Annotated in this window: 20 protein-coding genes and 2 pseudogenes; 13 read left to right on the forward strand and 9 right to left on the reverse strand. The window is 73.2% G+C overall.

The window, feature by feature from the left end; all coding sequences use genetic code 11:
* Positions 1 to 5 precede the first annotated feature (5 nt).
* From ACIQVI_RS06045 to ACIQVI_RS06060, 4 genes are read left to right on the forward strand one after another with little or no spacing between them, the layout of a single operon-like run.
* Complete coding sequence (locus ACIQVI_RS06045; RefSeq protein WP_403591594.1) at positions 6 to 2,693, forward strand: nitrate- and nitrite sensing domain-containing protein; 2,688 nt, start codon at positions 6 to 8, stop codon at positions 2,691 to 2,693.
* Positions 2,690 to 3,124 carry a roadblock/LC7 domain-containing protein gene (locus ACIQVI_RS06050; protein ID WP_403591597.1) on the forward strand — a complete coding sequence of 145 codons (435 nt, stop codon included), beginning with the start codon at positions 2,690 to 2,692 and terminating at the stop codon, positions 3,122 to 3,124. Before ACIQVI_RS06045 ends, ACIQVI_RS06050 begins: the two co-directional genes overlap by 4 nt.
* A gap of 13 nt (positions 3,125 to 3,137) precedes the next feature.
* Positions 3,138 to 3,554: a DUF742 domain-containing protein gene (locus ACIQVI_RS06055; RefSeq protein WP_403591600.1), complete on the forward strand. Its 417-nt coding sequence runs from the start codon at positions 3,138 to 3,140 to the stop codon at positions 3,552 to 3,554.
* Positions 3,535 to 4,152, forward strand: a complete 618-nt coding sequence (locus tag ACIQVI_RS06060) for an ATP/GTP-binding protein (RefSeq protein WP_351972387.1) — start codon at positions 3,535 to 3,537, stop codon at positions 4,150 to 4,152. The genes ACIQVI_RS06055 and ACIQVI_RS06060 overlap by 20 nt, the downstream gene beginning before the upstream one ends.
* A gap of 30 nt (positions 4,153 to 4,182) precedes the next feature.
* Here the strand turns inward: ACIQVI_RS06060 and ACIQVI_RS06065 are convergent, their stop codons facing one another.
* Entirely contained in the window at positions 4,183 to 4,608 is a 426-nt protein-coding gene (locus tag ACIQVI_RS06065) for a PPOX class F420-dependent oxidoreductase (RefSeq protein ID WP_403591603.1), read from the reverse strand.
* 152 nt (positions 4,609 to 4,760) lie between these two features.
* On the opposite strand from ACIQVI_RS06065, the gene ACIQVI_RS06070 reads away from it, so the two are divergent.
* The 6 genes from ACIQVI_RS06070 to ACIQVI_RS06095 all read left to right on the forward strand — a co-directional run bounded on the left by ACIQVI_RS06070 (position 4,761) and on the right by ACIQVI_RS06095 (position 10,218).
* The gene (locus ACIQVI_RS06070) at positions 4,761 to 5,174 is read left to right on the forward strand and encodes a roadblock/LC7 domain-containing protein (protein ID WP_121828504.1); all 414 of its coding nucleotides are present in this window, start codon (positions 4,761 to 4,763) and stop codon (positions 5,172 to 5,174) included.
* A gap of 175 nt (positions 5,175 to 5,349) precedes the next feature.
* On the forward strand, positions 5,350 to 6,582 hold the full coding sequence (locus tag ACIQVI_RS06075) for a DUF6397 family protein (RefSeq protein ID WP_403592286.1): 1,233 nt from the start codon (positions 5,350 to 5,352) through the stop codon (positions 6,580 to 6,582).
* A gap of 184 nt (positions 6,583 to 6,766) precedes the next feature.
* A complete protein-coding gene (locus ACIQVI_RS06080) occupies positions 6,767 to 7,144 on the forward strand; it encodes a hypothetical protein (RefSeq protein WP_351972390.1) in 378 nt (125 codons plus the stop codon).
* A 246-nt stretch (positions 7,145 to 7,390) separates the two neighbouring features.
* The gene (locus tag ACIQVI_RS06085) at positions 7,391 to 8,176 is read left to right on the forward strand and encodes a polysaccharide deacetylase family protein (RefSeq protein ID WP_403591608.1); all 786 of its coding nucleotides are present in this window, start codon (positions 7,391 to 7,393) and stop codon (positions 8,174 to 8,176) included.
* Between the two features lie 464 nt (positions 8,177 to 8,640).
* Positions 8,641 to 9,363, forward strand: a complete 723-nt coding sequence (locus ACIQVI_RS06090; RefSeq protein WP_403591611.1) for a hypothetical protein — start codon at positions 8,641 to 8,643, stop codon at positions 9,361 to 9,363.
* A gap of 222 nt (positions 9,364 to 9,585) precedes the next feature.
* Positions 9,586 to 10,218, forward strand: coding sequence for a DUF6368 family protein (locus ACIQVI_RS06095; protein WP_403591614.1), 633 nt, complete (start codon positions 9,586 to 9,588; stop codon positions 10,216 to 10,218).
* 60 nt (positions 10,219 to 10,278) lie between these two features.
* On the opposite strand, the pseudogene ACIQVI_RS06100 reads toward ACIQVI_RS06095, so the two are convergent.
* A pseudogene (locus tag ACIQVI_RS06100) lies at positions 10,279 to 11,366 on the reverse strand (IS630 family transposase).
* 87 nt (positions 11,367 to 11,453) lie between these two features.
* Here ACIQVI_RS06100 and ACIQVI_RS06105 point away from each other — a divergent pair.
* Positions 11,454 to 11,711 (forward strand): annotated as a pseudogene (locus ACIQVI_RS06105) (hypothetical protein); the annotation flags it as partial.
* 133 nt (positions 11,712 to 11,844) lie between these two features.
* Here ACIQVI_RS06105 and ACIQVI_RS06110 read toward each other — a convergent pair.
* From ACIQVI_RS06110 to ACIQVI_RS06135, 6 genes are all read right to left on the reverse strand, one after another.
* The gene (locus ACIQVI_RS06110; RefSeq protein ID WP_403591617.1) at positions 11,845 to 12,612 is read right to left on the reverse strand and encodes a rod shape-determining protein; all 768 of its coding nucleotides are present in this window, start codon (positions 12,610 to 12,612) and stop codon (positions 11,845 to 11,847) included.
* Positions 12,613 to 12,769: 157 nt separating this feature from the next.
* Entirely contained in the window at positions 12,770 to 13,957 is a 1,188-nt protein-coding gene (locus tag ACIQVI_RS06115; protein WP_403592289.1) for a globin domain-containing protein, read from the reverse strand.
* Positions 13,958 to 14,042: 85 nt separating this feature from the next.
* Positions 14,043 to 14,486, reverse strand: coding sequence for an RrF2 family transcriptional regulator (locus ACIQVI_RS06120; protein ID WP_403591620.1), 444 nt, complete (start codon positions 14,484 to 14,486; stop codon positions 14,043 to 14,045).
* A 112-nt stretch (positions 14,487 to 14,598) separates the two neighbouring features.
* Positions 14,599 to 14,997: an SHOCT domain-containing protein gene (locus ACIQVI_RS06125; RefSeq protein ID WP_351972772.1), complete on the reverse strand. Its 399-nt coding sequence runs from the start codon at positions 14,995 to 14,997 to the stop codon at positions 14,599 to 14,601.
* A gap of 93 nt (positions 14,998 to 15,090) precedes the next feature.
* Complete coding sequence (locus tag ACIQVI_RS06130) at positions 15,091 to 15,540, reverse strand: peroxiredoxin (RefSeq protein ID WP_351972773.1); 450 nt, start codon at positions 15,538 to 15,540, stop codon at positions 15,091 to 15,093.
* A gap of 102 nt (positions 15,541 to 15,642) precedes the next feature.
* Positions 15,643 to 16,254, reverse strand: a complete 612-nt coding sequence (locus ACIQVI_RS06135; RefSeq protein WP_403591625.1) for a PadR family transcriptional regulator — start codon at positions 16,252 to 16,254, stop codon at positions 15,643 to 15,645.
* Positions 16,255 to 16,539: 285 nt separating this feature from the next.
* On the opposite strand from ACIQVI_RS06135, the gene ACIQVI_RS06140 reads away from it, so the two are divergent.
* Both ACIQVI_RS06140 and ACIQVI_RS06145 read left to right on the forward strand, forming a co-directional pair.
* Positions 16,540 to 17,025: an SRPBCC family protein gene (locus ACIQVI_RS06140; RefSeq protein ID WP_403591629.1), complete on the forward strand. Its 486-nt coding sequence runs from the start codon at positions 16,540 to 16,542 to the stop codon at positions 17,023 to 17,025.
* Positions 17,026 to 17,189: 164 nt separating this feature from the next.
* Positions 17,190 to 18,605 (forward strand): Ig-like domain-containing protein, encoded by a 1,416-nt coding sequence (locus ACIQVI_RS06145; protein WP_403591631.1) that lies wholly within the window; start codon positions 17,190 to 17,192, stop codon positions 18,603 to 18,605.
* A gap of 93 nt (positions 18,606 to 18,698) precedes the next feature.
* On the opposite strand, the gene ACIQVI_RS06150 is transcribed toward ACIQVI_RS06145, so the two are convergent.
* Positions 18,699 to 20,309, reverse strand: a complete 1,611-nt coding sequence (locus tag ACIQVI_RS06150; RefSeq protein ID WP_403591634.1) for a poly(3-hydroxybutyrate) depolymerase — start codon at positions 20,307 to 20,309, stop codon at positions 18,699 to 18,701.
* Positions 20,310 to 20,462 lie beyond the last annotated feature (153 nt).

Below are 20,462 nucleotides of genomic sequence, written 5' to 3' on the forward strand. Positions count from 1 at the left end.
TCCTGATGGTTCCGGTCGTCTCGCTCCTCGCCCTGTGGGGCTTCGCCACCGTCACCACCGCCCAGGACGTCGCCCGGCTCCGTCAGCTCCAGCGCCTCGACGCCGAGGTCCGGGAGCCCGTGTCGGCCGCCCTCACGGCGCTCCAGGCCGAACGGCGCGCCGCCGTACGACAGGCCGCGGCCCCCGGCGCCCACCGGGCCGCCGAGCTCGAGGACCGGATGCGCCGCACGGACGAGGCCGTCGACCGGCTCCGCCTGGACGCACACCACACCGTCGGCGACACCGGGGACCTGCCCGACGAGGTCGCCGACCGGGTGAGCGCGTTCGTCGGCAAGGCCGAGGGCCTCGCCCTGCTGCGTACCGCCGCGGCCGACGGACGGGCCGACCGGGACCAGGTGTACGCGGAGTACACCGGGGCCATCTCCGCCGCCTTCGCCGTCGGCGGCGCCCTCGCCGGTGTCCAGGACGCCGAACGGGGAGCCGACGCGCGCGTACTCCTGGAATTCGGCCGGGCGGGCGAGATGCTGTCCCGCGAGGACGCGCTCCTCGGCTCCGCCCATCTCACCGGTCTGTTCACCGCCGACCGGCTGCGCGCCTTCTCCGGGGCCGTCGAGACCCGCCGCGCCCTCATCGCCTCGGCCACCGCCGACCTGCCCGCCGCCGAACGCGCCGCGTGGACCCGGCTCGCCACCGGCGCCGACCACACCCGGCTCACCCTCGCGGAGGACCGGATCCGGGCCGCGAGCCCCGGCCGTTCCGCCGCCCGGGCGGCCACCTCCGCCGACTGGGACGCATCCCTCGCCGCCGTACGCGGCGGGCTGGCCGCGATCGAGACCGACGCGCGCACCGAGGCGGCCGACCGCACCGACCCCTTCGCCGGTGGCGCCCTCACCACGGGCGGCGCCGCGGTGGCCTTCGGCCTCGTGGCCGTCGTGGCCTCCCTCCTCGTCTCCGTACGGATCGGGCGCGGCCTCGTCGTCGAACTCGTCGGCCTCCGCAACACCGCCCTCGGCATCGCGCGCCGCGAACTCCCCGCCGCCATGCGCCGGCTGCGCGCGGGCGAGGAGATCGACATCCGGGCCGAAGCCCCGACCGGGCCCGACACCCAGGACGAGATCGGCCAGGTCGGCGAGGCCCTCGCCACCGTCCACCGCGCGGCCCTCTCCGCCGCCGTCGAGCGCGCCGAACTCGCCGACGGCATCTCCGGCGTCTTCGTCAACCTCGCCCGCCGCAGCCAGGTCCTCGTCCACCGCCAGCTCAACCTCCTGGACGCCATGGAACGGCGCGCCGACGATCCCGGCGAACTCGACGACCTCTTCCGGCTGGACCACCTCACCACCCGTATGCGGCGCCACGCGGAGAGCCTGATCATCCTCTCCGGCGCCGCGCCCGGCCGCGCCTGGCGCAGGCCCGTCCCCCTCACCAACGTCGTCCGTGCCGCCGTCTCCGAAATCGAGGACTACGCGCGCGTGGAGGTGCCGAGGCTCCCCGAGACGGCCGTCGTCGGCGGCGCCGTCGCCGACCTCACCCACCTCCTGGCCGAACTCATCGAGAACGCCACCCAGTTCTCCCCGCCCCACACCAAGGTGCGCGTCAGCGGCGAACCCGTCGGCAACGGCTACGTCCTGGAGATCGAGGACCGCGGGCTCGGCATGGGCAAGGAGAACCTCGCCGAGGCCAATGCCCGGATCGCCCGCACCGAGGACCTCGACCTTTTCGACAGCGACCGGCTCGGCCTCTTCGTGGTCAGTCGGCTCTCCTCCCGCCACGACATCAAGGTCCACCTGCGGACCTCCCCCTACGGCGGGACGACGGCCGTCGTCCTGCTCCCCACCGACGTGCTCCAGGGCGCGCTCCCGCCGGGGCGCGGCGCACCCGCGGACGACCCTGGGACGCCCCGCACCGGAACCCCGTACGGGGGAGACACGCGGGTGCGTGTCTCCGGCGCCGAGGGCACCGACGGACCGCGCACCGACGGACCGCGCACTGACGGACCGCACACGACGCGGGAGCGCGAGGACGCGCCCCGTGCCGAGGTCCGCCGTCTCGACCGGATCCAGCCGCCCCGCTCCCCTTCAGAACAGCTCGGCCCCGCCCCCGCCGAGGACGCGCGCCGAACCGCCCGCCAGCCGCAGGGGAGCGGGGGACGGCACGGAAGCCCGCCGCAGCAGCCCGACGGGCCACGACCGCCGTCCCCCCGGATCCCGGCCCCCTCCCGTCCGCAGCCGCTGCCGCGCCCGACCGCCGTCCCCGCTCTCACGGCACGTCCGGAACCCGGGCCGGCACCCGCCGGGGTCACCGCCCTGCGTCCCCGGGGTTCCTCCGTACCGCCGCCGACGCCCGAGCAGGGGGCGCGGCGGGAGCAGCCGCCCGGAGCACCGGCCGGCGGCCCCGGCACCCCTGGCGAATCCGACGGGGAGCTGCCCCGCCGCGTACGGCAGGCGAGCCTCGTCCCGCAGTTGCGCGAGGCGCCGGCCCGGGAGCAGGCGCCCGTACCGGCCGCGCCCGGCGCGGACGCCCGTACCCCGGAGCGGGTCCGGGAACGGATGACGGCCTACCAGGACGGCTGGCAGCGGGGCGGCGGCCCGGCCCCGGGCGGCAGACGCCCGCTCGGCACCGGCGCGGGCCACGACGGCGCACGCCCCGGCCCCACCTCCCCGCACGCCCCTCACTCCGAAGGAGACGACGCATGATCGACCACGAGAGGGTCTCCCACCACCGCTCCGGCGAACTCGACTGGCTCCTCGACGACCTCGTGGCGAGGGTCCGCGAGGTCCGCCACACCGTGGTGCTCTCCGGCGACGGACTCGCCGTCGGGTCCTCCAGCGGCCTCGGCCGCGAGGACGCCGAACACCTCGCCGCCATCGCCTCCGGCTTCCACAGCCTCGCCAAGGGCGCGGGCCGCCAGTTCCGCACCGGCGGGGTCCGCCAGACGATGGTCGAGATGGACGACGGCTTCCTCTTCGTGGCGGCCTCCGGAGACGGTTCCTGCCTCGCCGTACTCAGCTCCGCGCACGCCGACATCGGCCTCGTCGCCTACGAGATGGCCCGGCTCGTCAAGCGCGTCGGCGAGCACCTGCACACCCCGCCCCGCCTCACGGTGACCCCGCCGGCCGCCGGCTGACCCGGAGGACCCCATGAACCAGGACAGCACCGGCGGCGGCCCGTCCGTGCCGGGCGGCCGGTGGTACGACTCCGACGCCGGCCCGCTCGTCCGCCCGTACGCGATGACCGGCGGCCGGACGAAACCGGGACCCGGCCACGTGCGGTTCGACCTCATCGCCCTCGTCGTCGTGGACGACGATCCGCCCGGACCGGCCGAGGAGTCCCTCCTCGGCCCCGAGCACCGGTCCCTGCTCGCCCTGTGCCGGGCCGAGACCCAGTCGGTGGCCGAACTCGCCGCCGACGCCGACCTGCCCGTCGGAGTCGTCCGGGTGCTCCTCGGCGACCTCCTCGAATCCGGCTTCGTCCGTGTCGGCCGACCCGTGCCGCCCGCGCGGCTCCCCGACGAAAGAATCCTGAGGGAAGTAATCGATGGCCTACGAGCGCTCTGAGAGCACCGGCGCGGACGACGACGCGGACACCACCGCCCTCGCCCTGAAGATCCTCGTCGCCGGAGGATTCGGCGTCGGCAAGACCACCCTCGTCGGCGCGGTCAGCGAGATCCGGCCCCTGCGCACCGAGGAACGGCTCAGCCGGGCAGGGGAACTCGTCGACGACACCGGTGGCGTGGACCGGAAGACCACCACGACCGTCGCCATGGACTTCGGCCGCATCACGATCCGCTCCGGACTCTCCCTCTACCTCTTCGGCACCCCCGGCCAGGACCGGTTCTGGTTCCTGTGGGACGAACTGTCCCAGGGCGCGCTGGGGGCGGTCGTCCTCGCCGACACCCGGCGTCTGGAGGACTGCTTCCCGGCGGTCGACTACTTCGAGCACCGGCGGATCCCCTTCGTGGTCGCCGTCAACTGCTTCACGGGCGCGCGTGCCTACGGGGCGCACGACGTCTCCCGCGCGCTCGACCTGGACCGGGGCACACCCGTCGTCCTGTGCGACGCGCGCGACCGGGACTCGGGGAAGGAGGTGCTGATCCGCCTGGTCGAGTACGCCGGACGGATGCACACCGCCCGGCTCCTCGACACCGTCGGCTGAACCACGACCGGATCCGCCCGGCCGGGCGCCTCAGTCCGCGAGACCGGCCTCGGCGATCACCTTGTCGATCCTCACCCGGACGAGGAGTTCGCCGGGAACGGCGTTGCGCTCGCCGAACTCCTCCGCCCGGTCCTCACCCATGTAGCGGGCGCCGATGCGGGTGGCCCAGTGGCGCAACGCGTCCGGTTCCTCGCTGAGTTCGGCGCGCCCGAACAGCGAGACGAAGGAGAACGGCGGGGTGTCGTCGTCCACGCACAAAGAAACCCGCCCGTCGCGGGCGAGGTTGCGGCCCTTCACGGTGGACTTGCCGGTGTTGAACACGAAGTCGTCGCCGTCGAGCACGAACCAGACCGGCACGACGTGGGGACTGCCGTCGTCGCGGACGGTCGCCAGCTTGCCGGTGCGGGTGCCCGCGGACACGAAGGTCCGCCACTGCTCCTCGGTCATCCTCGTCATGCTTCCCATCCTGCGGCACACGCGGGCGTGGTGCAGTGCTTGCCCTGTCCACGACAGTGCGTAAGGCTTGCGCCGACACGCGGACCACGGTGACACGGGGAGCACGGGAATCCGGGTCGACGGGGACGCACCACGCAGGGGGAGGACCACTGATGGCGTTGGACAAGGCACTGGACTGGCTCCTGGACGACCTGACGCAGCGGGTCGGACACATACGGCACGCGCTGGTGCTGTCGAACGACGGCCTGGTGACGGGCGCGAGCAGCGGGCTGGTGCGCGAGGACGCCGAGCACCTGGCCGCCGTCTCCTCCGGTCTGCACAGCCTCGCCCGGGGATCGGGTCGGCACTTCAACGCGGGCCGGGCGCGACAGACGATGGTGGAGTTCGACGAGGCGCTGCTCTTCGTGACCGCCGCGGGCGAGGGCAGCTGCCTGTGCGTCCTGAGCGCGGCGGAGGCCGACGTCGGCCAGGTGGCGTACGAGATGACCCTGCTGGTCAACCGCGTCGGCGAGCACCTCGGGGTGGAGGCGCGACAGCCCGGCTATCCGGGTGACGGACCGCTCTGACGGCCCTCTGACGACGTTCCACCGCGAGGTTCCGCCACACGTGGTTCACGGGTGGTTTTCCACAGGCGGTTTTCCACAAGCAGTGCGGGGTTCGTCACTCTGCGTTACGTTCTCTTCGACGGGTCGGACGGATCCGCGCCACGGAGAATGCGAACGCACGGGGGAGGGCCGCGTGATGACGACGGATGGCCACGACAGGACGGCGGACGAAAGGACGCGCACGGTGACGCCGGCGCGGGCCGCGCAGGAACTGGAGCTGAAGCGCGACGAGTTCCGGCTCGCGGTCCAGCTCGGTCTGGTACGGACGGTACCGGCCGGAGAGGGCGGACGGCGGCGCGTCGAGCAGGGCGAGCTCGACCGCCTCAGGGCCGCGCCGGACTTTCCCGCCGGCCTGCGCGACCGGGTGCGCGCGGTGGGCACCGGGGAGGCCGCCGCACTCCTCGGGATCACCCCGGAGCGGTTCACCAGGCTGGTCCGGACGGGGCACCTCAGCCCGGTGCGGTTCTCGCTGAACCGCTACCGGGCGGTGGTGTGGACGTATCTGGCCGAGGAGGTCGCCGACTTCGGCCGCACCTGCCCGGCGCTGCTCACGGGCCGGCTGCCGCTGGAACTCCGCGAACGCCTCGCCGCGCGTGAGGACCTGCGGCCGAGGAACTGGCGGGCGCGACGGCTCGCCCTGCTGCTCCGCGCCACCGACGACCCGTGGGCGCGGGCCTCGGCCATCGCCTCCCTGCTCGACCCGCTCCAGGTGGCCGAGGTCGTGGACGATCCGTACGAGCGCGCCCACCTCGACCGGTTGCGCCCGCCGCCACCGCAGGGAATGCCGGTGCCCGTCGCCGCGCGCGAGCTCGCCGAGCGGCTCACGCGCGCCGACGACCCGGACGAGATCCTCTGGCACCGGCTGAGCCTGGCGCTCGCCCTGGACGAGGCGCGGGCCGCGTACCCGGCCCCGCACCCGGGGGAGACCGCCGGGGCCGCGCCGGCCGTCCGGGTTGCCCGGAAGACCGATGCCGTGCCTTCGGTACGACCGGCTCCCGAGCCTTCCGTACGGCCCGGGGTTCCGGATCCGTGGGCCGTGCCGGTGACGGTACGCGGCGGCCCGAGGGCCCTGTCGGCGCGGTCTCTGCCGACGGCGCCGCCTTTCCCGGCGCTACCGCCCCTGCCTGCGGCACCGCCGCTGGCCCCGGCACCGCAAGGGGTCACCCCGGCTCCGCCTCCGGCGGCAGCGGCCCCCGCCGCACGGTCGGCGGCCGTGACCGACCGTCCGGCCTCCGGCCCGGCCCTCGACCCGGCCTCCCGCTCGGCCTCCCGTCCGGCCCGCACCCGGTTCCTCGACCGGTTCCGGCGGGGGCGGGCGAGCGGTGAGACGCGTGCCCGGCGCCGGAAGCGCCCGGTGTCGTGGCCCTGATGCCGGCCCCGGCCGGGGGAGAAGCGGCCCGGTAGGTCGTCACGGAGACAGCCCGACATCGTTGCGTGCTTGGCGGTGGCCCTCGCGGTGCGGCGGTCCGGGGGGGGATGCTGGAGAGGTGGCGCGACGCGTGCCCGGCGCGAGGGGTGCGAGGCGTCACTGGCGACCGGGGGGCCGTGAGGAGATGAGCGACGTGTACGACCCGCACATCGACACCGACGTCACCGTCCAGTTGAGCGACTGCGGCAGGGAGGACGCCCAGGCCGTCTTCGACGTCCTAGACGGTGTCTACCGGCTGGAGGACATCGCGACGTCCGGCCCGCAGGCGGCGACGGGTCCGTCCCCCACCGTCTGGGCCGCCACGTACGACACGGCAGGAGGGGAACACCAAGAGGTGTCTCCCACCCCTCTGTCCGCTCTGGTCGGCGTCACGCTCACCGGTGGCTACCACGCCGTCGACGAGGTCGAGAAGGTCCTGGCCACCGGCTTCGACGTCCAGTCCCGGCACACCGTCTCCGGCGACCAGGAGACGGAGGCGCGCCTGCTGCTCGCCTCCCGCTGAACGACGGGCACCGCAGGACGTCGCGCTCAGTGGGAGGCGCCGACGCAAGAGGCGCCACCGCCAGGCCGCCCCGGGAGACGCGGACGGGCGCTCCCGGGGCTCTCGTGCGCCCGCGAACAGGCCTTCGACCCCGCCGTCACCCCCGGTATACACCCTGTGTAGTGTGCATGTTCGGTCGCACGGCCCGCCCTGACCAGGCGATGGCCGCGACCCTGCCGAACATCACCGGGGAAAGCGGGTTCCACCATGTTCCGATCCAGGCTGCGCCGACGAGGGGGAACGGCCGTCGCCCTGCTGGCCGCCGCGTCGCTGATGGTGACGCTGAGCGGCTGCGGCGTCGACCCGCTCACCCCGCAGGAGGCGCGGGAGGAGGCCGGATCGGACGACAAGCCGGGCGGCACGGGCCGCCGCGTCGACTGCACGGAGGTCAAGTGCATCGCGCTGACCTTCGACGCGGGACCGGGCAAGGACACGCCGAAACTCCTCGACATCCTCAAGGAGAAGCAGGTCCCCGCCACCTTCTTCCTGCTCGGCAGCAAGCACGTCGACCGCTACCCGAAGGTGGTCAAGCGCATAGCCGACGAGGGGCACGAGGTCGCCAACCACACCTGGACGCACCGGATCCTGACGGACCTCGACGCCGCCGAGGTCCGCGAGGAACTGGAGCGCACCCAGGACGCCGTCGAGAAGATCACGGGCCGGAAGCCCACCCTGATGCGTCCGCCGCAGGGCCGTACCGACGACACGGTGTCCGAGGTCAGCCGGGAACTCGGACTCGCCCAGATCCTCTGGAGCATCACGGCCAAGGACTACTCGACCGACGACTCGGCCCTCATTCAGCAGCGCGTCCTCGACCAGGCGCACGGCGACGGGATCATCCTGCTCCACGACATCTACGACGGCACGGTCCCGGCCGTTCCCCCGATCATCGACGAGCTCAAGCGGCGGGGCTTCACCTTCGTGACCGTGCCGGAACTCCTCGCTCCCGGGAAGGCGGAGCCCGGGACCGTCTACCGCCCCGAGAAGGATTGACGGGTTCCGGCGAGGTAGCAGGGCTTCACCGAAATGGGGTGAGGTGACTCACATCGCCCACTCGGGAACTCTCGGAACATTCGGGAAAGGTCCACCGTTCATACGTATGTGACGGCGAAGGGGCCCGGTCCCCAGGTTCCCCCCCCAGAGGTGACCGCCCTTCGCCCGTCACGGCGATCGGCCCCGGTTGGAATCCCCCGTCCAACCGGGGCTTTGTCGTTCCCGTCCTTCCTCCCTCCCCTCCGCTCGCCACACGTCCCACGGGCGTTCGGGGGCATCTGGACGGGTGCCCCGAGGCACCCGGGAGGCGCCCGGCAGGCGCCCGAGGGGCGCACGCACCGGCGCGTTCGACTCGTTCGAGTGAGCCTCGGAATGGCGGCCGCACCCTCGGGACATGATCACCCCGAGTCGGCGACACGACCACCCGCCGGCCCTCCGAACAGGGACGATCCAAGGGGGACCTCATGCTTCGCGCTGCCTCGCGCACCCGTCACGTCCTCGCGGCGACCGCCGCCTCCCTCCTGCTCGCCGGCTGCGCCACCGTCGACGCCGGAACACCCGGGGCGCCCGTCACCCCGACCGCCGAAGCGGCCCGGGACGCCCTCCTCGGCGCCGCCGAGCGCCGCCTCGTCGCCGACTGCCTGAGCGCCCGGGGCCTCGCCCCCACGGCCAGGCCCCGCGCCCCGGACGAGGACCGCGCCTTCCGGGCGGCGCTCTTCGGCACCGGACCCCGTGAACTCTCCGTGACCCTCGCGACGGGCGCCACCGTCACCGCCCACACGGACGGCTGCCTCGCCACCGCCCGCCACCGGCTCTACGGCGACCAGCACCGCTGGTTCCGCGCCCAGGTCACCGTCGACAACCTCCGTGCCGAGGCCCAGGACCGGATGCGCGCCGACCCCGCCCACCGTGCGGCCCTCGCCCGCTGGACCGCGTGCGCGGCCCCGCCGGGCCGACCCCGCCCCGACCGCCCCGACCCGGCCGTCGCCACCCGTTGTGCCCGCGAGACCGGCCTCGACGCCGTACGCGCACGGCTTGAGGCCGCCGAGCTGGTCACCGTGCGGGCCCTGCACCGCGACGAACTCACCGCATACCGGCAACTGCGCGACCGCGCGCTGCGGCGGGCAGCCGAACTGCCCGCGTCCGCGTCCCCGTCCCACCCGCAGAAAGGCCACACCCTCCCGTGAAGCGAATCCTCGCCACCGCCGCCGCGACCCTGCTCGCCGCCACCACCGGTCTCGCCCTCGCCTCCTCCGCCGGAGCCGCCGAATGTCCCAGCGGGAACTTCTGCGTCTAGTGCTCTGATCGCAAAGGTTCGCCGGGTTGGCGGCATCGGTGCTCGAACCGGCTGGACTCGGTGTGGGAACAATTCTGAGCGGTCGAGGAGCCGAACAAACTAGGCTCCCAGCATGTCTGGTCCGACGTTGGTGATCGAGTTGGCGGAGCCGCTCTCCCCGGCTGCGCTGCGGGAGTTCCGCGCGTTGATGGTGGAGCTCTCCTCCCACTTCACCGAGAAGCGGCCTGGGTTCTTCGACGTCAACGTGCCCGCAGAGGGACTGGGCGTCGAGGACAGGCGAGAGAAGGACTGGCGAAAACCTTTCCCGCTTCCACTCCTCGGCAACATCGCCACGGATGAGGAGCTCACAGCCCTGGTGGGATTCAATCCGCAGCGCGAGGAGTGGCGTCGGCCCTTCCTGGTCTATTTGATGGGGCCGGGTGTCGGCGACGAGAGCACCTTCGAGGCTGAGCACGCGGAGGAACCCGAGGTGGAGGCCATCCTCGGCTTCAGACCAACCCATGCCGTCAATGTCAGCGCCTGCAGCAATCGCGAGATCGACCATGTGGCCACGGCCCTGCTGACCGCCGCCGTCATGGACGTCATCGGAGGCGTGGCCAAAGTCGAACTGCTGGACGGACAGGCGTCGGTCGTCGCTGGCCTTCCGGGGGTGTTGGGGATCGCGGACGACGACTGGATGGCGCTGGGAACGGCGGAGTTCCTGCGGGCCTGGGCTGGGCACCCCGCCTTCCGGCTGGTCAAGTAGTCCAGACAGATCCGCGGCGGAGATCGTGGAGTGATCTGGAACATTCGCCGGGTTGCCTGATCATGCGGCGAAAGCAGGTCGGCCGCCCCAGCGGATGCCCTTCTCGCTGCGGATTCGGGCGCGTTCCTTGCGTTCGGCGGCCAAGACGTCGCGGTGGCGGGCGTTGGTGTTGCGCCAGCGGCGGTACGCGTGCAGGGCCCGGGTCTGCACGGTGTGGTTGGGGTGGTTCGAATTGGCGATGGTGAAATGCCGCAGCGGTCCGAAGTGCGCTTCGATCGGGTTCGCCCACGAGGCGTAGGTCGGGGTGAAACAGAGCTCGACCTTGTGTTTCTTCGCCCAGCGACGGATGTCGGCGCCCTTGTGGGCGGACAGGTTGTCCAGGATCACGTAGATCGGGGCGCCGTCGGGCCGGGCGGCGCGGATCGACTTCAGCGCGGCCAGCGTATCCGCGGCTCCCTTCTTTTCCCGGTTCACGCCCCACAGGCGATCGTCGCCCACCGAGTAGCAGCCGTGGAAGTACCGGACTCCGTGGGTGCGGTGGTAGTGGCCGGCACCCGGTCGGGATGTTTCCGTTTCGCCCAGCCCGAGCCAGCGGTGGGCCGGATCCCCAGCGGGCCGAACTCGTCGAAGGCGAAGACCAGGTCCGGGAAGCGGTCCATAACGTGCTCGATCCGGTCAAGCTTCGCCTCACGCTCGGGGTCCGGGGACTCCTTCCAGGTCTTGGTGCGCTGGAAGGTGACACTACGGCCGATGCGGATCACCCGGCCGTGCACTGTCCGCAGGTAGGCGACCAGCTTGCGCAGCGACCAGCGGGTGAACGGCTGGCCGAGCTTGACCGGGCGGGTAGTGGCCGTCGCGATGACGAAGTCCTCCTCGTCATTACTGAGTCGGCGGGGACGGCCTCCCGCCCACCGAGGGTCCAGGCAAACCAGGCCGATCTCGTTGAAGCGGTGGATCACATCGCGCACGGTGTCCTCGTCGGCCGCCACCAGCTGGGCGATCACCGGCACCCGATTCCCGCCGGCCGAAGCCAGCAGCATCATCGCGCGCCGATAGCGCACCGAGTTGGTGCTGCCCCGGCGCACGATCTGCTGCAACTGTTGCCCATCCTGGTAGGTCAGCCTGCGCACACGGACAGGCTCGGCCACCGCGCCTCCAGCGGTCGGATCGGACGTCACCGCACATCCAACCGCCACGACCGCCGACCCGGCGTACCTATGCGGTCACAGCACCAGCAGAAGGCTGACTTCGGCGGCCAGCGCGCCAACTGGAGCGGGGACGACGGCTGGTGGGAGAGCTGGATCTCCGACACCGACTCCTCCTGGGCCAACCACGGCATCTCCGGTCCCGGCATCAAGGACCACGTCCGCGTCTACGAGAACGCCTGGCAGGGCGGCGGCATGACCATCTGTCTCGCCCCCGGCCAGGAGGTCGGGTACAGCGGCGCGGCCAACGACCGCGGCGACTCCCACATCTGGGCGACCGGCTGCTGACCCCGTCCGCCTCGCCCCGCCCGCCTCACCCCGGGCCGTCTCGTCCCGCCCACCTCGCCCGGCCGGGCCGTCCGGGCTGTCTCCTCCGGTCCGTCTCGCCTCGGCCGTTTCCGCCCCTCCGTCCCGACCGGTGTCAGATCCAGGCGGGGGAGGCGGTCGGGTGGCGGAGGGCGGAGGCGAGCATCAGGCCCGCGCCGCGGACGACGCTGGTCGACGGGTCGTTGGCCAGACGGAGACGGGCCCGGAGGGCATGGGCCAGCCGGCCGGTCACGTCGAGGCGGAGGGCGCCGCCGCCCGTCACCAGGACGCCCCGGCGCAGCGCCCCGCGCACGGCGCCCGTGCGGTCGCGCCGCCACAGGTCGCTCACCAGGTCGGCGGCCGTCCCGGCGACCGAGTCCGGGGCGCTCCCCGACTCCGGAAGGTCGTCGAGACCGACCTCGGCGAGCCGGGCGTCCACGACGAGGCCGTCCACGACGAGCGTGACCTCGGTCAACTGCGCGCCGAGGTCGACCACGAGCAGCGGGCCGTCGCCGGGCGGGGCGGCGTAGGCCGCCGCGGCGCGGGCGCTGTCCACGGCGAAGACCCGTACCGCGCCGAGACCGTCGACCACCCGCTTCACCGCCTCCCGCTCCTCCCGGCCGGCGAGCACCGGGTGGGTCAGCATCACGACGGTGTCGTGCCCGTCGCCGCCCGGTGCCGCGGCCGTCAGGCGCCGCAGCAGCCGGAGCTGGGAGTCCGCGTCGGTCACGCGGCCGCGCCGCACCGGGCCGCTCGGCACGTCCGCGAAGACGCCCGCCCCCGGAGCCCAGGCGCGGGTCCGGGAGCTGCCGATGTCGAGGGCGATCCCGCGCACCGGTCGCCCGGCACCGCGACCGCCGTCTGCTGACCCGAACGATCCCATCGTCTCCGCCGCTTCCGTCCGTTCCTCCCGGACCCGCTGAATGCGAGGCCGACATGGCACCTCACTATGCAGTATCCGTAGCGGCAACGCCATGCTGCTTGGAGATCGAAGGAGAAGTGGAGAGAGTCCGAAGGAAGCCCGGAAGGGAGAGGCCGGGTCAGCCCTCGGTGCCCAGCCACAGGTCGGGGCCGAACACCTCGTAGTGGATGTCGGCCGCGGCGGTGCCCCGGCCGAGGAGGTCACCGCGTACCGCGCGCAGGAAGGGCAGCGGCCCGCAGAGGTACGCGGTCGTGCCCGCCGGCAGGTCGAGTGCGGTGACGTCCGCGCGGCCCGGCCGGGCACCGGAGTCGCCCGGCTCCTCGTACCAGAGGTGCAGGGTTCCCTGCGGCAGCGCGTCCACGAGGCGCCGCAGCTCGGCGGCGTGCGCGTGGGTCGCGGGAGCGCGATCGGCGTGCACGACCACGACGGGGCGGGTCGATCCGGTGTCCACCAGGTGGTCGAGCATCGCCAGCATCGGGGTGCTGCCGATCCCGGCGGAGGCGAGCAGCAGGGGTCCGTCGCCCCCGGGCAGGACCAGGTCGCCGAACGGGGCCGACACCTCCACCGTGTCCCCCTCGCGGGCGTGGGCGTGCAGCCAGGAGGAGACCTCGCCCGCAGGGTCGCCGTCGACCCGCTTCACGGTGATCCGCCACTGCGGGCGCCCCGGAGCGGAGGAGAGGCTGTACTGGCGGATCTGCCGGGCGCCGTCGGGCAGGGCGACCCGGACGCTCACGTACTGACCCGGCCGGAACGCGGCGGTGGGGCTCCCGTCCGCGTGGCGCAGGGCGAACGAGACCGTGTCGGCCGTCTCCTCCCGCCGCTCGGCGATCTCCACCGTCCGCCAGACCTGGCCCTCGGTGACGCCGGACTCCTGGTACAGCCGGGCCTCCACGGCGATCAGGGCGTTGGCCATCAGCCAGTACACCTCGTCCCAGGCGCGTGCGACCTCGGGCGTCACCGCGTCGCCGAGGACCTCCACGATCGCGGCGAACAGGTGCTCGTGCACGACCTTGTACTGCTCCGAGGTGACCCCGAGCGAGGCGTGCTTGTGCGCGATCCGCGACAGCATCGCGTCGGGGCGCCGGTCCGGGTGTTCCAGGAGGGCCCCGGCGAAGGCCGCTATGGAGCCCGCGAGCGCCTTCCGCTGCTCGCCGTTGGCCTGGTTGCCCCGGTTGAACAGGTCGCGCAGCAGCTCGGGGTGGGCGGCGAAGAGCCTCCCGTAGAAGCGCTCGGTGATCCGGTCCAGGGCGCCGCCGACGGCGGGCAGGGTGGCGCGGACGACCGGGACGGACTGCTCGGACAGCACGGGAACTCCAAACTGGTAGATCATCTACCTATTTAAGGGTGGAAGGAAGCGCACGCCCTGCGGCGCGTGCGGTCGGGGGGTGCGGTCAGGGAGTGGGGCGGGGGGAGAGGGAGAGGAGGAGCGGACCGGTCGGCGAGGACACGAGTTCCGCCACGGTCAGCGGGTCGAGCACGCGGTAGAACGCCTCCTGCGCCTCGCGGAGCGCGCCCCGGAGTCGACAGGCCGATCTGAGCGGGCAGGGTGGGTCGCCCTCGCAGGCGACGACTTCCTCCTCGCCCTCAAGGGTGCGGGTCAGCCAGCCCACCGACGAGCGCCGGCCCCGTTCCGTCAGGGCGAGCCCGCCGCCGCGTCCGCGCCGGGCCTCGACCACGCCGAGGTGCTGGAGCCGGGTGATCACCTTCGCCATGTGGGCGTACGGCACGTCCATCGACTCCGCCACCTCGCGGGTGGTGACGGACTCCTCCGGTGCGGTGACCGCCAGGCGCATCACGGCACGGAGCGCCAGGTCGGTGAACTTGGTCAGCTTCACGATCCGACCGTATCAAAGTGGTATTTCAGATACGCATTCAGGGGGTGCGTTCTCGCCACGAAAGCCGCCGGGCCCGTGGGTCTCCAGGGGGAGACTCCACGGGCCCGGTGCCTCAGGACAGGACCTTGGTCTTCGCCTTCTCGAACTCCTCCGCCGTGATGGCGCCCTTGTCCTTCAGGTCCGCGAGCCGCGCCAGCTCGTCCGTGGCGCTCGCGCCGCCGCCCTGTGTCCCGGCGGCCTTGCGGATGTAGTCCTGGAACGCGGCCTCGCTGTCCTTCGCCTGTTTGGCGTCACGCCGGCTCATGCCCTTGCCGCGGGCGATGACGTAGACCAGCACCCCGAGGTACGGGAGCAGGATGCAGAAGATCAACCAGCCCGCCTTGGCCCAGCCGTTCAGCTCGTGGTCCCGGAAGATGTCGGTGACCACCTTGAACAGCAGGAACAGCCACATGATCCAGAGGAAGAACCACAGCATGGTCCAGAAGAGGTTGAGGAGAGGGTAGTCGTCCATTCCTGCACGCTCCGTTCCGCTGCCGACCGAGGAGAGGCCGGGCGTTTGCAGCGAGTCTCACCCAGGTGCCGCGCCTCCGCACGTCGTGGCGGTTCAGGCGCCGCGCAGGGCGGCCAGCGCGCGGTCCGCGTGCGCGCTCATCCGCAGTTCGCTGCGCACGACCTCCCGCACCCGCCGGTCCTGGCCGATCACGAACGTGACCCGCTTCGTCGGAGCGATCGAGAACCCGCGCTTGACGCCGAAGCGCTCCCGCACGGCACCGTCGGTGTCGGACAGCAGGGGATACCCGAGGGAGTGCCGCTCGGCGAACTCCTGCTGCCGTTCCACCCCGTCGGAGCTGATTCCGACGGGCAGCGCGCCGACGGCGCGGAACTCGGCCGCCAGATCGCGGAAGTGGCAGGCCTCGGCGGTGCAGCCCGGGGTGAGCGCCGCCGGGTAGAAGAAGAGGACGACCGGCCCTTCGGCCAGCAGCCCGGTCAGGGAGCGTGGAGCGCCCGTCTCGTCCGGCAGGCTGAAGTCCTCGACGAGGTCACCGACGTTCATGGAGGTCCGTCCCCGATCCGTCCCGATGCGCCGCCGGAGCCTCCGGCGGCCGGCCGGTGACGTTACCGCAGAGTAGGACCCCCGGTCATCCCTCCGGACCCGTCACGCGCCCGGCGTCGCCTCGGCCGTACCCTTCCCCGTCTTCCCCTCCACGGCTTCCGCGGCGGCACGCCGGTCGAGCACGGCGAGGGCGCGGGCGCCCCAGCGCAGGTTCTCCTCCTCGAAGAACCGGCCGCGCATCAGGGTGAGATACGGCCCGACGCGCTCCGCCTCGCCGAGATACGTCTCCTCGTCCCGGCCGGCGAGCATCCGCTCCCGCAGCCGGTCGTAGCGGGCGAGCTTCGTCCGGGCCGTCTCCATCCGCCGGGCCACGAACGCGCGGACGGCCGCGGTGTCCCCCTCGTCGCAGGCCTGCACCTGGACCAGCAGCTCGTCGCGGACGGCGCTCGGGCGGGGGGGCGTCGACGTGTAGGCGGCCAGATCCCGCCTGCCCGACTCCGTGAGGCTGAACATCCGCTTGTTGGGACGCCGTTCCTGCTCCACCACCCGGGCCGTGATCAGCTCGGCCTCGGCCAGCCGGTCGAGTTCGCGGTAGAGCTGCTGCGGGGTGGCGGCCCAGAAGTTGGCGACGGACACGTCGAAGATCTTCGCCAGGTCGTATCCGGAGGCCTCGCCCTCCAGGAGAGCTGCGAGGACGGCGTGCTTGAGGGACATCCGGACACGCTAGCAGTCCGTTGAATAGTTTCTTCCGCACCTATTCAACGGAAGAAGGATCATCGCACCGGCGAGGACGGGGCGAGGACCAGGCGAGGACCGGACGGGGGCAGGACGGAGGCGGGCACGGACCGGGCGAGGGCTCGGCGAGGGCTCGGCGAGACGCCGACGCGCACCGGCCGCACACGGCTCCCGTCGGCCGCCCATCGCTGGCACGTACCTCCGGCGCCCGCCTAGGCTGGAGGGGAGGGGAAGCCGCGGGGGAGCAGATCCGAGGGCAGCGCGATGGGCAGCGACACGTTCGTCTACACCACCTACATCCGGACCACCCCCGACGAGCTCTGGAAGGCGCTCACCGCCCCGGAGCTCACCCGCCGCTACTGGGGCGTGGCCTTCGAGACGGACTGGTCCCCCGGTGCCCCCATGGTCTGGGAGGAGGGCGGCCGCAGGACCGCCGACCCCGAGCAGGTGGTCCTCGCTGCCGAGCCCGGACGCCTCCTCTCGTACACCTGGCACACCTTCACCCCGGCCTGGGCGGACGCCGTCGGCCTCGGCCGCGACGCGTACGAGCGTCTCGTCGCGGAGCCCCGGTCCCGGGTGACCTTCGCGATCGAACCGTCGGGCGACACGGTCAGACTGACGGTCACCCACGGCGACCTGGCGGCCGACGGCACCATCAAGGAGCTGGTCGGCGAAGGCTGGCCCGCCCTGATCTCCAGCCTCAAGTCCCTCCTGGAGACCGGGGAGGAGCTCCCGGAGCCGCCCCGCTGACCCATTCGAGTCGTCTCGCACCCGACTCCGCCGCCACGCCCGACGCCTTGATCATCTTTCCCTCCTTTCATCGGATCATCGGATTCGATCGGATTCGATCGGATTCGCGGCCCGGGTCGGCGTCGTCCGCCGACGCCACCGCGTGGAAGGAGAGGGTGTCCGACGTGTCGTCACGCAGATACGTGCGGGGGTGGAGCGCGCTGTCCCTCGCGGTCGGTGCCGTCCTCGCCGGTACGGCGGCCCCGTCACCCACGGGGCCGGACGCGGCCGGGGACGCCGACCGGGACGTACCGGCCGCCTCGGTCCCGGACGCCGTTCCCCCCACCGTCGTCTCGGTGGACGGCTGTCCCGGAGGCGGAGGCCTGTGCGCCGGACTCCACCGCACGGTCCCGCTGCGCGCGGACGACGGAGGCGGATCCGGGCCCGGCTCCGTACCCGTCCTCACGGGAACGCCGTTCACGCTCGACGCGAAGGCCTCCGGACCGGTGGAGCTGGCGCTGCGCACCGGGGGAGTACTGGCCGACGTGACCGTCACCGACCGGCGCGGCCGCCGGATCGCCGGAGCGACCGGCGGGGACGGCACCCGCTGGACCAGCTCCGCCCCGCTCCCGGCGGGAGGCCGCTACGCCGCCCGCCTCGTGGTCGAGCGGCCGGGGACCGACGGCCCCCGCCGCGCCCGCGCCCGCCTGGACTTCCGCACCGCCGGGGTGCCCGCGGGGGACCGGCTCACCGTCTCCTTCGGACCGGACGACGGCGGTACGTACGGGGTCGGCCACCCGGTCACCGCCGAACTCAGCCACCCCGTACCCGCGGACGACCCCCGGGCCCGCCGGGCCGTCGAACGCGCCTTCGACGTACGGGCCGAACCCCACGTCGAAGGCTCCTGGTACTGGATCGACGCCACCACGCTCCACTACCGGCCCCGGGGCTACTGGCCCGCCCGCGCCACCGTCCGGGTCCACAGCGGCCTGGACGGGACCCGGATCACCGGCGACCTGTACGGCGGCCCCTCGCGCCCCCTCGCCTTCACCACCGGCGCCCGGATCGAGGCCGTCACCGACGTCGCCGCCCACCGGATGCGCGTGTACCGCGACGGGCGGCTGCTCCGTACCCTCCCGGTCACCACCGGCAAGGCCGGGTACCGCACCCGGACCGGCACCAAGGTCGTCCTGGGGAAGGAACCCGTGGTCCGTATGCGCGGCGACTCCATCGGCATCGCCCGGGGCAGCGACGACTTCTACGACCTGAAGGTCCGCTGGGCCACCCGGGTGACCTGGAGCGGCGAGTACCTGCACGCCGCCCCCTGGTCCCTCGACGCGCAGGGCAGCGAGGACGTCAGCCACGGCTGCACCGGCATGAGCACCGAGGACGCCGCCTGGCTGTTCCGCACCGTGCGCGAGGGGGACCTCGTCCGGGTGGTCAACGGGTACGGGGAGCCCATGTCCCCCTTCGGCAACGGCTTCGGCGACTGGAACCTCGGCTGGGCCGAGTGGCTGCGGGGCAGCGCCTTCGGGCCGGGCGTCCCCCGCCCCGCCACGGATCCGGGACCCGCGGCGGGCGGCCTCGCCCCGGCCCTCTGAACGAACCCTGCCGCCGGGACCCGACACCGGACCCCGACGCAGGACCCCCACACCGGACCTCGATGCCGGGCCCCGACGGCGAACCCCCGCCGGTTACCGGTACTCGACCGTCAGCGTCACCGGCGCGTCCCGGTTCACGAAGAGGTACGCCGTGCCGGTCGGCGCCGACGCGAAGCCCAGGCGGAACTGCGTGGTCCCGCCCCGGTTCAGGGCCGCGAGCGCCTCCGCCGACAGGTCCGTCGACACCGCGCTCCCGGACGGGAACGCGTCGATCCGCGCTCCGCCCGCCACCGAGGCCGGAGCCGACCAGTCCGCCGGCTCGACCGCGCACCCGCCGAAGCAGCCCGTCCGCACGTCCACCAGGAGCCGGTTCCCGGCGGGCGAGGCCCAGGGGTCGCCCGAGCCGCTCGACCGCGTGACGGTCAGCCAGGCCCGTGCGATCTCCTTGCCGGCCGGGATCCGCGAGGTGTCGAAGGAGACCACCGTACGGTTCACCTTCCCGTCCGTCCCCCGGCCGAGCGCCAGCCCGGACACGTCCTCCAGGGTGCCGACCGCCGCCCCCGAACCGTCGGCGGCCGCCTTCACGTACCCGTCCTCGGCGTCCGTGCTGGACAGGACGGTCCGGTCGGACGAGGGCGGCGGCGTCCCGGTGCCGCGCAGCGCCCGCACCATGCCCATGATCGCCTCGATCTGCTTCCCGCCGTGCCGGGCGTAGGCCGTGTCACCCAGGTAACCCCACCAGTTCCAGCAGCCGTTCGGGTTCTCCAGGGTCCCCGTGGCCGCCGCCTGCGGATACAGCACGATCATGTCGTTGGTGTCGGCGTACTCGTTGAGGTAGGCGCCCTCGACGAACCGGGTCCCGAACCCCTGGTACGCGTACCCCTGCTTGCAGCCGTGCAGCGCCACGAGCAGACGGCAGCGCGCCCCGTCGGAGCAGGACTTCGGCACGTACGCGAAGCCCTCCGCGCCCATCGAGATCGCCGAGGCCGAACCGCCGGGCGCGTACGCGTTCTGGTCGAAGCGGATCAGCGAGCCGCCCGTCCCGGAACCGGGCGCCGCCACCGACCCGAAGAGGTGCCCGAGCAGCGCCCCCTCCGCGTCGGTCCCGCACTTGTTCAGGAACGGGGTCTGCGTCACCCCGCAGGAGTTGGGGCCGAGCGGGGTGATCCAGGCGTGTCCCGCCGCCGTGGACCGGTCGTAGCGGACCCGGGCGCCGAACCGCCCGTAGTAGTCGGAGAGCGCGTCCACCACCGGCCGCTTCACCGTCGTGTCCGCCGACCCGCTGAAGGCGTACACCGGGTCGCCGGCCAGGTTCGCCACCGGATCGATCTGCCCCTGCGCAGACCGGTCGCGGGTGGCCTGCTCCAGGGCGGCGAGCTGGAGGTTCTGCGTGGTGTCCATGCAGGCGTTGAGCGCCGTGGCGAGCTGCCCGCGGGCACAGTCGTACGGCCCCGAGGCGAACACCGCCGAGCCCTCGAACGTCCCCGAGTACGCCACGTGCAGCTGCGTGGCCATGTACCCGCCGGACGAGACGCCCGCGCTGAACACGGAGCCGATGTCGTACCCCTGGAGCGTGCCGGGCACGGGCGGGGGAGCGGCGGCCCCGGCGGGGCTCGCGGTCGGGAAGAGGGCCGCGGCGGCGCACAGCAGCAGCGCGGCGAGACGGCGTGGCCCGCGCGAGCGGGTGGGACGGGGTGGACGCATGGGGGCTCCCGGGCGGCTCGTTCCTGACGGGGGATCGGCCGGGACGCTACGGCCTCTCCGGAGCCGCCCTCCATGGGTGAGGACGCCACAATCCGGCCCGCCCGCTATGGCGGCCCGTCACCTGGCAGCCCGCGCGGGCACGTCCGCCGCGAG

The organism is Streptomyces sp. NPDC098101 (genome assembly GCF_044760185.1).
Classification (GTDB): domain Bacteria; phylum Actinomycetota; class Actinomycetes; order Streptomycetales; family Streptomycetaceae; genus Streptomyces.

Bases quoted from the DNA above. Each gene is read 5' to 3' on its own strand.
- ACIQVI_RS06045 (WP_403591594.1), top strand. From the start codon at position 6: ATGGTTCCGGTCGTCTCGCTCCTCGCCCTGTGGGGCTTCGCCACCGTC.
- ACIQVI_RS06050 (WP_403591597.1), top strand. From the start codon at position 2,690: ATGATCGACCACGAGAGGGTCTCCCACCACCGCTCCGGCGAACTCGAC.
- ACIQVI_RS06055 (WP_403591600.1), top strand. From the start codon at position 3,138: ATGAACCAGGACAGCACCGGCGGCGGCCCGTCCGTGCCGGGCGGCCGG.
- ACIQVI_RS06060 (WP_351972387.1), top strand. From the start codon at position 3,535: ATGGCCTACGAGCGCTCTGAGAGCACCGGCGCGGACGACGACGCGGAC.
- ACIQVI_RS06065 (WP_403591603.1), bottom strand. From the start codon at position 4,608: ATGACGAGGATGACCGAGGAGCAGTGGCGGACCTTCGTGTCCGCGGGC.
- ACIQVI_RS06070 (WP_121828504.1), top strand. From the start codon at position 4,761: ATGGCGTTGGACAAGGCACTGGACTGGCTCCTGGACGACCTGACGCAG.
- ACIQVI_RS06075 (WP_403592286.1), top strand. From the start codon at position 5,350: ATGACGACGGATGGCCACGACAGGACGGCGGACGAAAGGACGCGCACG.
- ACIQVI_RS06080 (WP_351972390.1), top strand. From the start codon at position 6,767: ATGAGCGACGTGTACGACCCGCACATCGACACCGACGTCACCGTCCAG.
- ACIQVI_RS06085 (WP_403591608.1), top strand. From the start codon at position 7,391: ATGTTCCGATCCAGGCTGCGCCGACGAGGGGGAACGGCCGTCGCCCTG.
- ACIQVI_RS06090 (WP_403591611.1), top strand. From the start codon at position 8,641: ATGCTTCGCGCTGCCTCGCGCACCCGTCACGTCCTCGCGGCGACCGCC.
- ACIQVI_RS06095 (WP_403591614.1), top strand. From the start codon at position 9,586: ATGTCTGGTCCGACGTTGGTGATCGAGTTGGCGGAGCCGCTCTCCCCG.
- ACIQVI_RS06110 (WP_403591617.1), bottom strand. From the start codon at position 12,612: ATGGGATCGTTCGGGTCAGCAGACGGCGGTCGCGGTGCCGGGCGACCG.
- ACIQVI_RS06125 (WP_351972772.1), bottom strand. From the start codon at position 14,997: ATGGACGACTACCCTCTCCTCAACCTCTTCTGGACCATGCTGTGGTTC.
- ACIQVI_RS06130 (WP_351972773.1), bottom strand. From the start codon at position 15,540: ATGAACGTCGGTGACCTCGTCGAGGACTTCAGCCTGCCGGACGAGACG.
- ACIQVI_RS06135 (WP_403591625.1), bottom strand. From the start codon at position 16,254: ATGTCCCTCAAGCACGCCGTCCTCGCAGCTCTCCTGGAGGGCGAGGCC.
- ACIQVI_RS06140 (WP_403591629.1), top strand. From the start codon at position 16,540: ATGGGCAGCGACACGTTCGTCTACACCACCTACATCCGGACCACCCCC.
- ACIQVI_RS06150 (WP_403591634.1), bottom strand. From the start codon at position 20,309: ATGCGTCCACCCCGTCCCACCCGCTCGCGCGGGCCACGCCGTCTCGCC.